The sequence below is a fragment of the Desulfovibrio sp. genome (assembly GCA_016208105.1).
GTDB lineage: Bacteria > Desulfobacterota > Desulfovibrionia > Desulfovibrionales > Desulfovibrionaceae > Fundidesulfovibrio.
The window spans coordinates 84,051-98,430 of sequence record JACQYS010000022.1; the positions used below are offsets into that span (position 1 = coordinate 84,051).

Below are 14,380 nucleotides of genomic sequence, written 5' to 3' on the forward strand. Positions count from 1 at the left end.
CTCCAGTGCAGAAAACAGGGCTTTTGAACATCGGTTTCGGCAACTATGTGATCAATTCCCGGGTTGTGGCCATCCTCAATCCGTCCTCTTCACCCATGCGCCGTCTGCGCGAGGACGCCAAGGAGTCTCAGCGCCTGGTGGACGCCACCCAGGGACGAAAAACCCGTTCCATCATCATAACCGATTCGGGGCACGTCATCCTGTCCGCCATCCAGGCCGAAACCATCTCGCAACGCTTCAGCCAGGACGAGGACGATGAAGTCAAGTAACCGTCTTGGATTCGCGCTCATCATCACCGCGCCCTCGGGCACGGGAAAAAGCACGCTGATCAAACGGTTGCTTGCCGAGTTCCCACAGGCCGGATTCTCCATATCCTGCACGACGCGCTCTCCCCGCCCGGGAGAAATCGACGGCAAGGACTATCATTTCCTTACGGTGGAGCAGTTCAAGGAGCGAATCGAGGCGGACGCTTTTGCGGAATGGGCGCAGGTGCACGGCAATTACTACGGCACTCCCAAACAAGGGGTGCTGGACATGCTCGAAGCCGGCCGGGATGTTCTCTTCGACATCGACGTTCAGGGCGCTAGGGCCTTGCGGGGCAACCTGGACATGGGGAGAACGGTGTTCATACTGCCGCCATCCCGCCAGGATTTGGAAAAGAGGTTGACTGGACGTGGTTCCGATTCACCTGAGACCATCGCCAAACGCATCGCCAATGCAAAAGCCGAGATCGAGCAAGCGGAATGGTTCGACCACATCATCGTCAACGACGTGTTGGAAAAGGCCTATGATGAGCTCCGGGCCGTGTATCTCGCCGAAAGAGCCAGGCCTGTTCTTCACCCGGGAGTGCTGAGGTCGATACTTGATTCGTGGGGGGCATAATGGAAGGTTCCTCCGCTCTTGCGCAATGTTGCGGTTCAGGCTATTTTAAATACACGCGTAGTGCATCTTGCGATTGCGGGTACTCCTTTGGAGCTCGGCCATGAGCGAATTCGAGAACACTGAAGACACTTCCCAGGCCCCGAAACCTCCTCTTCGTCCCAGGGAGAAAATCAAGGGTATCTTTTCCACACAATCCATTCAAAAGGTGGGGACAGGAACCACCACGCGCAAAACCATCCAGAAAACCTATTGGTTCGCGGACGAAATCGAAGAGAATCTGCTGGAGATCCAGCCGCTCAACAAGAATTACATCCCGTCCGGACCCAAACGAAAGATCACCATAGAAGATCTTCTTGCCAAGTTCGCTCCGGAACCTGAGTTTTACGTCTCAACAGTCTACCCCAAACTTCAGGAGCTTTCGCGCACCATACAGAAGGGAGAGCGCCACCGCGAGAAAGGCGAAATCTTCAGTGCGGAACTTGAGTTCAACGAAGCCCTCAAAGTGGACGAAGAAAACGTGAAGGCCAACTTCGGCCTGGGGCTCACCTATCTGGACCGGGGAGAGGCCCACAAGGCCAACGACATTTTCGAGCGGCTGGTCCGCCTGGACGCCGCGTTCGAATCCGAGCACAAGCACCTGTTCAACGATTTTGGAATCAGCCTGCGTAAAAACAAGATGCTCGACCAGGCCCTCGACTATTACCGCAAGGCCGAAAGCCTCACCGATTCGGACGAAAACCTCTACTACAACATGGCCAGGGTCTTTTTTGACCAGGAAAGCTCCATGGATTGCCTGGAGTATTTGAAAAAGGCGCTCCAGCTCAATCCCGAACTGACCGAGGCCAAACGCTTCATCAAGTATCTGGTGGATCAGAACAAGATCTCAGCCGACCTCCCGGGCGTCAGGGAACTTCTGCCCGGAGAATCTCCTTCGTCCGGCGCCTCTTCCACGGTCTCCTTCGACGTCTGAGCCGATCCATGAGTGATGAGCGCGGCCAGCAATTCCTGCTCGACCTGCCGGGGTTCAGGCATGAGTTGCCCTATTCGCCCGCGCTTCTCACCACGCTCTACAGCCAGACCGGGCAAAACTCCTCGACACCGCTGGACGAAATAGCCGAGACCTTAAGCCGTGACCAGGGCCTCACTGCCAAGATACTGACCATGGCCAACTCGGCCTTCTACGGGCTGCAACAGGAAGTGACCACAGTGTCCAGGGCCATTGCCGTTCTGGGACTCAACGAAGTGCGCGCCCTGGTGCTTGCCGTGGGAGTGAAGGCTCTCACCAAGAGCAAGCACTTCCCCCAGGAATTCAAAGTGGACGAGTATTGGGAGCACCAGCTTTCCGTGGCTCTCATCGCCCGGCATCTCGCCCCGCTCATGGGGGGCCTCGACGGGGACAACCTGTTCACCGCGGGCATTCTGCACGATCTGGGCAAGCTCCTCACCGCTCTGCACTCAGCCGAGGATTGGCGGGCCATCCAGGCCCTCACCCTGGCCAAGCACATCCCATATTCCGAGGCAGAGGAAGAACACTGGGGCATTGAGCATGGAATGATCGGCTCCATGGTCATGGGAACCTGGAACCTCCCGGGCGATCTCATCGAACCGGTCAACTGGCATCACGCCCCCATGCACTCACCTGGCCACCGCCGCCAGGCTTTGGTCCTGTGCGTGGCGGACGCCATGGCGCATGTGGTCAACGATCCGAAAGGCTACGTCGGCTGCCCGTGGCAGGAAGTGCTTGCAAAATTTCATTTAAGCGATTCTGATATCCTCCAACAGGTCAAGGATTTGCTCCAACAGTTCGATCCCGGCATCTTCGCTTCCGGCCTGGCCGCCTGATCGCCCGGAGGACCAAGTCCCTCCAACATCCCTCTGCCAAGGAGTCATTCGTGCGTAAAACGTGGCGTCCCCGCGCTAGTTCCCCTCCCCCGGAATGTCTGCGGGACTGGGCGGTGTCGCTGTGCGTCTCTCCCCGTCTGGCAGGACTACTCTGGGACAGGGGGCTTACTTCCGTCGAGGACATGGACATGTTTCTCAGTCCGGGGCTTCGCCACCTCATGCCTCCGGAGGCGATACCCGGACTGGCTGACGCTGCCCGGGCTCTGGCCCAGGCTCTCGAGGCAGGGATGAAACTCACGATATGGGGCGACTACGATGTGGACGGAGTCACGGCCACGGCCCTTCTGGTTGATTTTCTCAGGCGCAGAGGCTTCCCGGCCGGGCATTACATCCCGGCCCGGCTTGAGGATGGCTATGGACTGAGCATCAGGGGGTTGGAGAAGCTTTCTTCATCGGGCACCGAGGTCGTGCTCACCGTGGATTGCGGCATCAGCGCCGTGGAGGAAGCTGAACGGGCCCGCGAGCTCGGGCTTACACTTGTCATCACGGACCACCACTTGCCCGGACCTCAGTTGCCCAATGCCGCGGCAGTGGCCAACCCAAAGCTGTCCGACGGTCCCGGGCGGGACCTGGCCGGGGTCGGCGTGGCCTTTTTCCTGGCAGCGGCCCTCAACAAGATGTTGCCGGGCGATCCTGTGGACATCCGCCAATTCCTCGACCTGGCGGCCATGGGAACCCTGGCCGACGTGGTGAGCCTTACCGGGCAGAACAGGATACTGGTGAAAAACGGTCTTCTGCTTTTGTCCGAGGCCAGCCGCCCGGGCGTGTTCGCACTCAAGGAGGCCTCCGGCTACTACCCCAGGGCGCCGCTCGAGGCCAGCCAGGTCACTTTTGGAATGGCTCCGCGCATTAATGCGGCAGGGCGGCTCGGCCACGCTGGCGAGGCTCTGGCCCTTCTGCTGGCGCCTGATCTCGAGACGGCCCGCCCGCTGGCCAAGACCCTGGACGAATTCAATGCCAAGCGCCGCCAGGAGGAAGACGCCATTTCCTCCGAGGCCATGGAACAGGCCAATGCCCAGTCCGGCCAGCCCGCCATGGTTCTGCATGCCCCGCACTGGCATCAGGGCGTCATCGGGATAGTGGCGTCGCGAGTGGTGGACGCCCATTACAGGCCGACGCTTATAATCACCGCCGACAACGGCAAGCTCAAGGGGTCCGGCCGGTCCATCCCGGAGGTGGACCTGCACGCCGCGCTGGTCTCCTGCCAGGATCTCCTGCTGGCCTACGGCGGCCACCATCAGGCCGCTGGTTTGAGCCTGGCGCCGGAGAACCTCGACTGCCTGCGGGAGGTTTTCCGCCAGGCGGTGCAGGTCCAGTTGGGGCAGGCCAATCCAACCCCGACGCTTCGCCTGGACGGAGAACTCTCCTTCAAGGAGATCCATCAGGAGCTCTTGAAGGAACTCGATCTGCTCGGTCCCTTTGGTTGCGGCAACCCGGAGCCTGTGTTCAGCTCGGCGTCATTAAACGTCAAAGCCAGGCGGGTTTTCGGAGCCAACCATGTGCTGCTGGACGTCCGGGACGAGGATGCGGAAGTCACGTTGCGCGCCAAGGCCTGGCGCATGGCGGGAGAAATCGGCCCAGAAATGCAGGGAAAGAAGGTGCGGCTGGCCTTCACTCCGCGTCTGGACACCTACAACGGTCTAGCCAGCGTGGAACTCAGGGTGAAAGACTGGGCGAACGGCTAGTTCGCCTGCTGTTTCTCTCCGGTATTCTTTTGAACCGGAGGTTTTCCGGCGGGCGCCATAACGCCGTACCCACCAATTACATCGAGTCGACCGGATTGTTTGAGCAGGGCAAGCCCCCGGTTGAGGACTTCCAGGAATTCCACCCCATCCGGGTGTGTTTTCGAAACCATGACGTGAAGCGGTCTCACGAAAAGAGGGGTCTTGGCCACAGCGATCTGGTCGAGCAGTTCCAGATGGTTCTTTTCAAGAACAGCCCATCCCACTATTTCGTTCTCAACAACAAGGTCCACCCGGTCCGTGAAGAGCTTGACGAACGATTTCTCCACGTCCTGTGCGTAATCCGCCTGGATACCGGCCGCTTCGAAAATCTCCACGTACGCGTAGCCCCTTGATCCTCCGATGCGGTGTTTCTTCAGTTCCTCCAGAGTTGTGAAATTCCATCCGGGCAGTTTTTTCTCGAGATAGAAGAAAGCCATCTGGTGGTTGCCGAGTGGGGTGGATGCGTAACAGTTCTTTTCGAACGCGCTGGTTCTCGACCAGGGAAATGTCGCGAGAGCCGCTCCGCTCAGCACCTCAAGCTCGTTTCGCCGCCAGGGGACGAATTCCAGTAGTACCGTATGGCCGGACACTGCAACGGCCTCTTTGACAACGCACGCCATTGGGCCCCCGCACTCCAGACTCTCGGAGGTGTAGGGGAGCCATTCACCGGTGAGAACAGTGAAGGTCTTCGCCTCAGCCGTGGCCCAGAACAAGGCGGTGAGGATGAAGATCGAGGTCACCACTCGTGTTGGACGTGCCATGACCCACCTCGTGGAATCGATACAGGGCGCGGCGAACCGGATGCCGCGTACAGCTTTCATCAGTCATTAAGCGACTAGTGCAAGCTAATACGTCCGAGCGGGGTTGCCCGCAATCTCTTTTCAGCGGATGAGGGGACACGATGGGCGAGTATTCGTGAGGAGGAGAAGCCGGACCGGCACTGTTCACGCACCGGCCCGGCGAATAGCTATTTGCCTTCCAGTTCCCTGGCGGCTTTTTCCACACCGGCAACGAATCCTTCCCTGGCCTTTCGGATCTTGCCTTCAAGCTCCTTGTCGCCAAGGGCCAGGATCTGGGCGGCCATCCAGGCGGCATTTCGAGCCCCCGCCTTGTCCAGGGCCAGAGTGCCCACAGGAAAGCCCGGCGGCATCTGAACCGTTGCAAGCAGGGCGTCCATTCCGCCCAGGGCCGAAGCGGTAACGGGAACACCCAGTACGGGCTTCACGGTGCGGGCGGCCACGGCTCCGGCCAGGTGGGCCGCCATGCCGGCCGCGCAGATGAATACCTGGCAACCCTGGGCTTCCAGCTCGCGGATGAGCTTCTCGGTGCGGTCCGGGGTGCGGTGGGCGCTGGTTACCGTGTAGAGATGAGCGATGCCGAGCTCGGTGAGAACGTCGGAGCAGGGCTGCATGACGTCCTTGTCCGATATGGAACCGATGAAGATGGCTACTTTGTTCATTGTTGCGACCTCTTGATGCCTTTCGCGCCTATGTCGCGCCTGATGTAGGCGTTTTCGAAAAAGACCTTGTCCACCGCCGCGTAGGCGTTGGCCTGGGCCTGGGCCAGGGAGTCTCCCAAGGCCGTGACTCCGAGCACGCGCCCGCCAGAGGTTTTCAGAACCCCGTTGTCCAAAGAGGCTCCGGCCACGAACACCTTGACCCCTTCGGTCTCTTCCGCTTTGTCCAATCCCTGTATGACCATGCCTTTGGGGTAGGTGCCGGGATATCCCTTGGCGGCAACCACCACACACAGCGCGGTCCGCTGGCTCCAGGAGACCATGGACGGCTTGAGTTCTCCCTTGGCGCAGGCGAGCATGACCTGGGCGATGTCCGAGTCCAGGCGCATGAGCAGGGGCTGGCATTCGGGGTCGCCGAAGCGGACGTTGTATTCCAGAACACTCGGGCCGTCTTTGGTCATCATGAGCCCGGCGTAGAGGATGCCTTTGAACGGGTGACCCTTTTCGGCCAGAGTCCGCACGATGGGGGTGATGGTGAGTGCGGCCATGCGCTCCCATTCGGTGTCGGGCAGGACAGGGGCCGGGCAGTAGGCGCCCATTCCCCCGGTGTTGGGCCCGGTGTCGCCTTCGCCAACGGCTTTATGGTCCTGGCAGGAGGGCATGGGCACTACGGTCTCACCGTCGCAAAACGCCAGGAAGGAGGCCTCCTCACCCACAACGCAGTCCTCCACCACCACCTTGTCACCGGCCGGGCCGAACACGCGTCTAACCATCATGTCGTCCAGGGCTTCGAGCGCCTCTTCCCGCGTTTTGGCAACCACCACGCCCTTGCCGGCGGCAAGGCCGTCGGCCTTGACCACCATGGGCACGGGTCTCGCTAGGATATGTTCCCTGGCGGCCTGGTGCTCCGTGAACACCTGATAGTCCGCGGTGGGAACGCCTGAAAGGCGCATGATGTCCTTGGCGAACGCCTTGGAGCCCTCCAGCTGGGCCGAATACGCATCAGGGCCGAAGCAGTGGATGCCCGCTTCCGTCAGGGCGTCGGTCAGGCCAGCCACCAGAGGGGCCTCAGGTCCGGCGACCACCAGGCCGATGGAATTGGCCTTGGCAAAGGCTACCAGCCCGGGGACGTCGGTGTCGGCAAGGGGAACGTTCTCGCAAACGAGGGCGGTGCCACCATTGCCGGGAGCCGTATAGAGTTTCGTTACGAGGGGGCTTTGGGAGAGTTTCCAGGCAAGGGCGTGCTCACGGCCGCCAGAGCCAACCAGCAGGACATTCATGTGCGCTCCTTGGTTTGGTCAGGCGTGGGGTAGCGCAAGTGGAGCCTGAAATCAAACCTTCGGCCTTTTCAGGGTAGCTTATTTAATGCGTCTCATTACGATTTACCCTTGACTTAGACAACAAGTGAGCTATCTGAAAAACATCCGTTCCAGAACGAGGTTTTGCATGTTGCAGACTCAAGCCATGGTTATGGACTTTGATTCCGCGCTGGACAAGTTCAAGACCATTTCCCAAGACAAGGGGCTGCGCCTCACGCATCAGCGGCTCGAAATCCTGAGGGAACTTGTCGGTGCGAAGGACCACCCCAGCGCCGAGACGGTGTTCGGGCGTGTTCGCCGCAGGTTGCCGACCATTTCTCTGGATACGGTGTACCGCACGCTCTCCACCTTCGACGAACTGGGGCTCATCATGCGGGTGCCGGTTACAGGTGACCAGGGGCGCTTCGATGCCGATACCAGCCCGCACCATCATTTCGTTTGTTCCCGGTGCCGGTCCATCTACGATTTTCTCTGGGATGAATTCGACCAGCTCGTGCTTCCGGACGATTCCGAGTCCTTGGGGCACGTGGCGGACAGGCGCGTAGTGGTGCGGGGTGTTTGCCACGTCTGCTTGAACGACAGCAGACAGATCTCCTGATTTTTATGAGCCTTGACCACAACTGTTGTTTTGGTTTACACTTATATTCAGAATAATTCTTAAATCATTTTTAATCCTGATACGGAGGCATCATGTCGAAATCTAAAGAGAACCTGCAAGAAGCTTTTGCCGGGGAGTCCCAGGCCAACCGCAAATATCTGGCATTCGCCAAGCAGGCCGACAAGGAAGGCTTGAAGCAGGTGGCCAAGCTTTTCAGAGCCACAGCCGAGGCCGAGACTGTTCATGCGCATACCCACCTGCATGTGCTGAAAGGCGTGGGCAGCACGGTGGACAACTTGAAGGCCGCCATCGAGGGTGAAACCCACGAATTCAAGAACATGTATCCCAAGATGATCGAAGAGGCCCAGGCCGAAGGCGACAAGCAGGCCGAACGGTCCTTCCGCTTTGCCAACGAAGTGGAAAAAATCCACGCGGCCCTGTACGAGAAAGCCCTGGCGGATCCCGCCGGACTCAAGTCGACCGAATACTACATCTGCTCGGTGTGCGGCTATACCTGTGAGGATCACGCCCCGGACAAGTGCCCGGTGTGCCAGGCGGCGGCAAAAGCCTTTTATAGTGTAGGCTAGGAGATATCATGGACAAATGGGAATGCCCTTGCGGCTACGTGTACGATCCGGCGGAGGGAGACGTTGAGCACGGCGTCAATCCCGGCACGCCCTGGGAAGCGGTGCCTGACGACTGGCTCTGCCCCAAGTGCGCCGCTGAAAAGGAATACTTCGAAAAGGTTGGGGAGTAACGTTACTCGTCGGCCCTGATACAAAAAAGCCCCAGGCGAGAGCCTGGGGCTTTTTTCATTGTATGTGTATCAAAGCGGGCCGTGATTCTCCACCAAGGTGAGCCACGTGCCCACGATGTCCGGGTCCCACTGGGTGCCTGCACCGTTGGCCAGAATGCCTGAGGCCGTGCCAATGGTTTTCGCCTTGTGGTAGGCGCGGTCCGAGGTCATGGCTTCGAATCCGTCCACCACACTCACCAGCCTGGCCAGAAACGGTATCCTGTCGCCTGCCAGCCTGTCCGGGTAGCCGGAACCGTCGAAGCGCTCATGATGGTGGTACACGATTGGGAGGGCGTCCGTTAAGCTTTCCACCTTGCCGAGAATCGTTCGCGCTATAGCGGGATGCTGGCGCATGAGGGGTTGCTCAGTGGGGCTTAGTGTGCCGGGCTTGTTGAGGATGCTGTCTGGAACGCCGATCTTGCCGATATCGTGAAGCACGGCCGCGGTACGCACGAGGTCGATCTCTTTCTGGCTGAGCCCAAGCGCCTTGGCGAGCTTGGCAGCGAATCGGCTCACCCGTTCGGAATGGCCGCGGGTGTACGTGTCCTTTGCCTCCACTGCGTGCACCAGCGAGAAGACGATCTCGTCGTTGACTGATTTTAAGCGGGCGCAGGCCCGGTGGCTTTCAAAGCAGAGGGAGGCGTGGGCGGAAAAAAGTGTGAGCAGGTTGAGTTCGCTCAAGGTGTAGGGCTGGCTGCCGATGGCCCGCAAAGCCACCACAGCCCCGCGGGTTCCTTCCGGACCGTTCATGGGCACGCCGATGGCGGAAGAGGGGGTGTGCCCGCCATTGCCGTTCTTCCCGAACGCCTCGCGCAGGAGGTGTTCCTCCAAGAGCATGGGCCGGCCTTTCTCAGCCAGGGACGCCGCCAGGGATTCAAACCATGTCCTGACGCCGGGGTTTTCGCGAAAGTAAGGGCCGATGAGAGCCTGGGAGCCTGCGCCGAAATCTTTCGGCCCATTGAAGAAGAAGGCTATGCCGTCCGGTGAGAAGGCTGCCTTCACCTGGGTCAAGAATTCCTTGATAAGAGCCCGGGCGTCCTGCTGCGAAGTCATGGCGTTATTTAAGGCCAGCATCCTGGTGAGCCCGAAAGCTGTGCTCTGATGCTGGCGCATGGCCCGTTCCTCGATGGCCTTGGTCACCGCGGACCGAAGATCCTCCACCCTGAAGGGCTTGAGCAGATAGTTCACGGCCCCGAGCTTTACGCACTCCACCGCGCTGTCGATGGTGCCGTAACCGGTGAGGACGATGACGTCCGTGCCGGGAGCGATAGTGGACATGGCCTTGAGCAAATCCATGCCTCCGGCGCCGGGCATGCGCAGGTCGCTTACAACCAGGTCGAATGAGGATTTTTCAAGCAGGGAGATGGCTTCCAGCCCGTTGCGCGCCACGGCGATGGAGGAGGCAAGGTCGGCCAGGGCTTCGGAACAGACGTCGAGGAGGTCAGGTTCATCGTCAACCAGCATGATGCGAGGTCTAACCTGATCCGTCATGTATGCGTCCCTGCTAAAGAATGTAACCAATCCTTGCGCACATGACGTAATACGTTCCGACCATATCTGTCCAGTTTGTCAATGGAGAGTGGGTGATAGGTGTACTTCCCTGTCGGGGTTGGTTTGCTTTTGCCCTCGGATGATGTAGTGACCGGCCAACAGGATGTTCTTCCAATAACCGCTTACGTAAGCCGGCTGACCATGCGCCAGGGCCTTCCACACAAAACCGCGGACAGGATGCGCAAGCTCGTTGAAGGCATCGAGCATCTGCCTTCGGCTCCCGCGTCAGCCTCACGCATCCTGGCGCTTTCCACCAAAGACTCACCCGACCTGCACGAACTCATAGAGTGCGTCGAATCCGACCCGGCCGTCGCCCTGCGGGTGCTTCGCCAGGCGAACACCGCCAGTTTCAACCGTTCCGAAAAGGTGGACGACATCCACCAGGCGACCATGCTTTTAGGCACCGAAACCGTCTGTACGTTGGCCTTGTGCGTGAGCGTCCGCGAGGGGCTTTTCAAGACATTCGACAACGGCGACCCGGTGGTGCGTGAATTCTGGCGGCACAGCCTGGCCTGCGCCTGCGCGGCCAAATTACTGGCCGAGCGATCCAGGCCGAAACTCGCCGGGGCGGCTTTCACGGCAGGCTTGATTCATGATTGCGGCAAGCTGGCCTTGCTCGCGGCTGAGGGCGAGGCCTACGCCAAGCTCCTATCTGATGAATTCCTCGTGGGTCCGCGGCTCATCAAGGCTGAACAGGAGGCCCTGGGGGCTGACCACTGCCTGGCCGGGAAATGGCTTCTTGAACGCTGGAAGCTGCCCGAATCCCTGGTCGACGCCGCCTGGATGCATCATCAACACGCCAGCGCCCTGCTCGGAGCGGGCGAACCGGCCATGGTGAGCCTCCTCGTTTACCTGGCCGACCGGTTGTCCCACGAAGCCATGGGCACCTTGCCCGGCATGTCTCAGGATACCGATTGTCTTGGCGCAGCGGCCAGCCTTGGCTTTGACAGTCCGGCCGCCCTGGGGGAAGTGCGTGCCGGCATCGGCGCTATGTTTGCCGAGCGCGCCGGTCTGTTTGATTTGCACGAAGACTCGGGAACGTTTTATTTCAACGGGTTAAGCCGGGCGAACATGCGTCTTGGCGCCGCTAACGTGGGGTTAGCCGGGAAAAGCGCGGTTCTTGAGCGCGATGCCGAGTTCCTGCGCAGCGTCGCCCTGGCCGGTGTGGAGATTACCAAGGCGGATACCGTGCAGGGAATACTGTTTGCCCTGGCCGGTTGTCTCAAGGACCGGTTCGCCTCCCCCGGAGGCGCCGCTCTGCTCATGGACCCGGAGCATCTGAACGGGGAAGGATTTCTCTGGGGCTTTGGAGAGGGCCTGCGGCCCGTTTCTCTCCTGCTGGACGAGAGCCTGGCCCCGGCCAAGGAGTTCATTCAGGTATTGCCACGAGAGATAGCCGCACACCTGAGCGGCTGCCGCACACGCGCTTCGGCGCTGGCAGGGCCGGAAGGACCTCCCGTTCATTTCCAGCACGGCTTGGCCATGGTGAGTGTTACCGAAGGCGCCGCATCCTTTGGCGAGCTCTTTTACCTTCCGGCCGACCGGACGGTCGCACCGGAGGAACGCTCGGCCGTGAGCCTGCTCGCCCATTTGGCGGTGCAGGCCTTCCGCCGTTTGGAGCTGGTCGCGCGCTGTGAGCTGCGCTCGGAGCGCCTGGCCCAGGTGATGCGCTCCATGCAGGAGATGAACGACAAGCTCTTGAAAACCCAGCGTCTCGCTGCGGTCGGGCAGCTGGCAGCCGGAGCGGCGCACGAGATCAACAATCCTCTGGCCATCATCTCCGCACGCGCCCAGCTTCTGGAAATGCGCGAGACGGACGAATCCAAGAAAAAGGGCTTGCGCCAGATGGTCGAGCAGATAGAGCGCATCAGCGCCATCCTGGGCAGTCTCATGGATTTCGCCAGGCCAGCCGCTCCGCGTATGGAGCCCATGAACCCCAAGGACATTGCGGACAGGGTGCTTGGGCTCATGGAAGGCAGTCTCGGCAACCAGGGGGTTGCGGTCGCTCGCCACTACGACCCATCCGTCCCGGATATCAGGGCGGATTGCCGGCAAGTGGAGCAGGTCCTTCTGAACCTTGTGCTCAACGCCCAGCACGCCATGGAAGGCAGGCCGGGAACCCTGACCGTGGGGCTCGCCTACAAGCCTGAAATCGACTGCGTGGTGTACACGTGCGCTGATACCGGCCAGGGTATTCCAGAAGAGAATCTGGAGAAAATATTCGATCCCTTCTTCACCACCAAGGGGGAGGGAAAAGGCACCGGGCTTGGGCTTTCCACTGCCTACGGCATCGTGCAGGCCCATAAGGGCCGCATCAGTGTTGAAAGCACTCCAGGAGAAGGCACGGTGTTCACCGTTGTTCTCCCGAGAGATCTGTCCGGGCCAGCTCCGACTGCTGCGCCAGTGGAAGGCCGGCGGGTCGAGCGCAGGGCCGTGCTCGTGGTGGACGACGAACGCCATATCCGGGATATCCTGCATGAATCGCTCGAATCCCAGGGATACAGCGTGGAGATGGCGGAGGATGGCGAGAAGGCCTTGGGCCTTTTACGCAAGAACCGCTACCAGCTCATGATTTTGGACATCCGCATGCCCAGCCGGGATGGGCTGGCCCTGCTGCGCGAGGCCGGCAGTTTCGTGGAACCGGCCACCCCGGTGATCGTGCTCACCGGTTTGGCCAGCGAGCAGGAAATAGAGCAGGCAAAGGCTCTGGGCGCTGCCGCCTGCCTGCGAAAGCCCTTCCAGGTGGAGACGCTGCTGGCCGAGGCGGCCAGACTCCTGGTCACGGAGCCAACGGCATGAGCCGTATTTTGTCGGTAGCCAGCGGCAAGGGCGGGACCGGCAAGACAAGCGTGTCCGTGAACCTTTCCCTGGCCCTGGGGCGCATGGGGCGCAAGGTCTGCCTGCTGGACGCGGACCTGGGGCTGTCCAACGTGGATGTTCTTTTGGGGATATCGCCGCAGCTCACCCTCGAGCATGTGCTGTTCGAGGGCGTGCCCATGGAAAAGGCCATCTTTCCTGTGGCCCCGGGCCTGGACGTGGTGCCAGGAGGCTCCGGCGTGGCCAAGCTCGCGGATCTCTCCAGAGACGCCCGCATGACCTTGGCCGGGGAATTCGCAAAACTTTCCGGCTACGACTTCCTGGTTGTGGACGGTTCCCCCGGCATATCGAGCCAGGTGATATCCCTGTGCCTGGCCTGTCCCGAGCTTCTTGTTGTGGTGAACCCCGATCCGGCCTCCATCACCGACGCCTACGCCCTGCTCAAGGTACTTTCTGAAAATGGCCTGCGGCGCAGCCCCTATCTGGTGGTCAACCGGGTCAAGTCGGCGGAAGCCGCTGGTGAGATATTCTCCAGATTGCGCGGTGCCATGGCCAAATACCTGAAAATGGACGCAAGATATCTGGGGCATATTCCCCAGGACGCACACATGTCGGCCGCGGCAGCCAGGCAGCGTCCTCTGGTTGATCTTTATCCCGCATCCGCTGCCGGGCGCGCGCTCCTTACGCTGGCCAAGAATCTTAACGAGGCCAAGCTGCCCCACGGGACGGGTCAGGCCGATCCCGCGTCATTCATGGCGGGTGCCGTCATCCGGATGCGCGAATCTTCTCCGCTTGGCAGGCGTAAGGAACCACCGGCGCGAGCCCTGCAATCCCTCGACGCCGCGATCAAGCTGGCGGGTTTCCTGGACAGGGCCAGCGGGGCCGACCATGCGCAGGCGGTGGCAAAGCTCAAATCTCTCCTGCTCAAGGTCAGGAGCTGCATGGAGACGGGTGGTTCTTCCGTCCGGAGCGCCGTCAGTCAGCCACCCCCCGTTCAGGTGGCGGTCATAAGCTCCGACAACTCCATTGGCGAGATATTGTCCGAGAGCCTCGGTTCCTCGGGCCTGGCGGTGAATCCCCGGGGAGACGGCCGGGCTGACGCGGCGGTGGTCTACTGGCGGGGGGACCAGGCGGGGTTAAGCCACAGGTTGGCGGAATTGGGCGACGTTGGCTACGTGTACGTGCGCAGCGTCGCATCCAAGGACGTGCCCACATTCAGCATTGCCCCTACGGAAATCATGGACATGCCTTTCAAGCTGGAGGATCTGGCCGTGGCCGTCAGGAGATGCGCCGGAAAATCGGGCGGGTCCCGCTGATTTTTCGGATGCGGCCTCG

The 14,380-nt window shown here is 60.6% G+C and carries 14 protein-coding genes; 10 read left to right on the forward strand and 4 right to left on the reverse strand.

Translation table 11 applies throughout. The annotated features are described in order from the left end of the window. The first annotated feature begins 5 nt into the window (after window positions 1–5). From HY795_12975 to recJ, 5 genes are all read left to right on the forward strand, one after another. A complete protein-coding gene (locus HY795_12975) occupies window positions 6–269 on the forward strand; it encodes a DUF370 domain-containing protein (GenBank protein ID MBI4806141.1) in 264 nt (87 codons plus the stop codon). Next, window positions 256–882 (forward strand): guanylate kinase, encoded by a 627-nt coding sequence (gene gmk / locus HY795_12980; protein MBI4806142.1) that lies wholly within the window; start codon window positions 256–258, stop codon window positions 880–882. Before HY795_12975 ends, gmk begins: the two co-directional genes overlap by 14 nt. A gap of 100 nt (window positions 883–982) precedes the next feature. Continuing rightward, window positions 983–1,852 carry a hypothetical protein gene (locus HY795_12985; GenBank protein MBI4806143.1) on the forward strand — a complete coding sequence of 290 codons (870 nt, stop codon included), beginning with the start codon at window positions 983–985 and terminating at the stop codon, window positions 1,850–1,852. Between the two features lie 8 nt (window positions 1,853–1,860). Further along, window positions 1,861–2,724 carry an HDOD domain-containing protein gene (locus tag HY795_12990; GenBank protein ID MBI4806144.1) on the forward strand — a complete coding sequence of 288 codons (864 nt, stop codon included), beginning with the start codon at window positions 1,861–1,863 and terminating at the stop codon, window positions 2,722–2,724. Window positions 2,725–2,774: 50 nt separating this feature from the next. Further along, window positions 2,775–4,469 carry a single-stranded-DNA-specific exonuclease RecJ gene (gene recJ, locus HY795_12995; GenBank protein MBI4806145.1) on the forward strand — a complete coding sequence of 565 codons (1,695 nt, stop codon included), beginning with the start codon at window positions 2,775–2,777 and terminating at the stop codon, window positions 4,467–4,469. Here recJ and HY795_13000 read toward each other — a convergent pair. From HY795_13000 to purD, 3 genes are all read right to left on the reverse strand, one after another. Next, window positions 4,466–5,269, reverse strand: coding sequence for a transporter substrate-binding domain-containing protein (locus HY795_13000; protein ID MBI4806146.1), 804 nt, complete (start codon window positions 5,267–5,269; stop codon window positions 4,466–4,468). The two genes, recJ and HY795_13000, sit on opposite strands and share 4 nt — an antisense overlap. Window positions 5,270–5,475: 206 nt before the next feature. Continuing rightward, window positions 5,476–5,967 carry a 5-(carboxyamino)imidazole ribonucleotide mutase gene (gene purE / locus HY795_13005; GenBank protein ID MBI4806147.1) on the reverse strand — a complete coding sequence of 164 codons (492 nt, stop codon included), beginning with the start codon at window positions 5,965–5,967 and terminating at the stop codon, window positions 5,476–5,478. Beyond that, on the reverse strand, window positions 5,964–7,244 hold the full coding sequence (gene purD / locus HY795_13010; protein ID MBI4806148.1) for a phosphoribosylamine--glycine ligase: 1,281 nt from the start codon (window positions 7,242–7,244) through the stop codon (window positions 5,964–5,966). The genes purE and purD overlap by 4 nt, the downstream gene beginning before the upstream one ends. Window positions 7,245–7,434: 190 nt before the next feature. On the opposite strand from purD, the gene HY795_13015 reads away from it, so the two are divergent. The 3 genes from HY795_13015 (at window position 7,435) to HY795_13025 (ending at window position 8,638) form a co-directional block, all read left to right on the forward strand. Further along, entirely contained in the window at window positions 7,435–7,881 is a 447-nt protein-coding gene (locus HY795_13015; GenBank protein MBI4806149.1) for a transcriptional repressor, read from the forward strand. A gap of 92 nt (window positions 7,882–7,973) precedes the next feature. Then, window positions 7,974–8,468 (forward strand): rubrerythrin family protein, encoded by a 495-nt coding sequence (locus HY795_13020; protein MBI4806150.1) that lies wholly within the window; start codon window positions 7,974–7,976, stop codon window positions 8,466–8,468. Window positions 8,469–8,476: 8 nt separating this feature from the next. Further along, window positions 8,477–8,638 carry a rubredoxin gene (locus tag HY795_13025; GenBank protein MBI4806151.1) on the forward strand — a complete coding sequence of 54 codons (162 nt, stop codon included), beginning with the start codon at window positions 8,477–8,479 and terminating at the stop codon, window positions 8,636–8,638. Window positions 8,639–8,707: 69 nt separating this feature from the next. Here the strand turns inward: HY795_13025 and HY795_13030 are convergent, their stop codons facing one another. Beyond that, on the reverse strand, window positions 8,708–10,168 hold the full coding sequence (locus HY795_13030) for a response regulator (protein ID MBI4806152.1): 1,461 nt from the start codon (window positions 10,166–10,168) through the stop codon (window positions 8,708–8,710). A gap of 147 nt (window positions 10,169–10,315) precedes the next feature. On the opposite strand from HY795_13030, the gene HY795_13035 reads away from it, so the two are divergent. After that, a complete protein-coding gene (locus HY795_13035) occupies window positions 10,316–13,027 on the forward strand; it encodes an HDOD domain-containing protein (protein MBI4806153.1) in 2,712 nt (903 codons plus the stop codon). Then, entirely contained in the window at window positions 13,024–14,361 is a 1,338-nt protein-coding gene (locus HY795_13040; GenBank protein ID MBI4806154.1) for a MinD/ParA family protein, read from the forward strand. Before HY795_13035 ends, HY795_13040 begins: the two co-directional genes overlap by 4 nt. Window positions 14,362–14,380 lie beyond the last annotated feature (19 nt).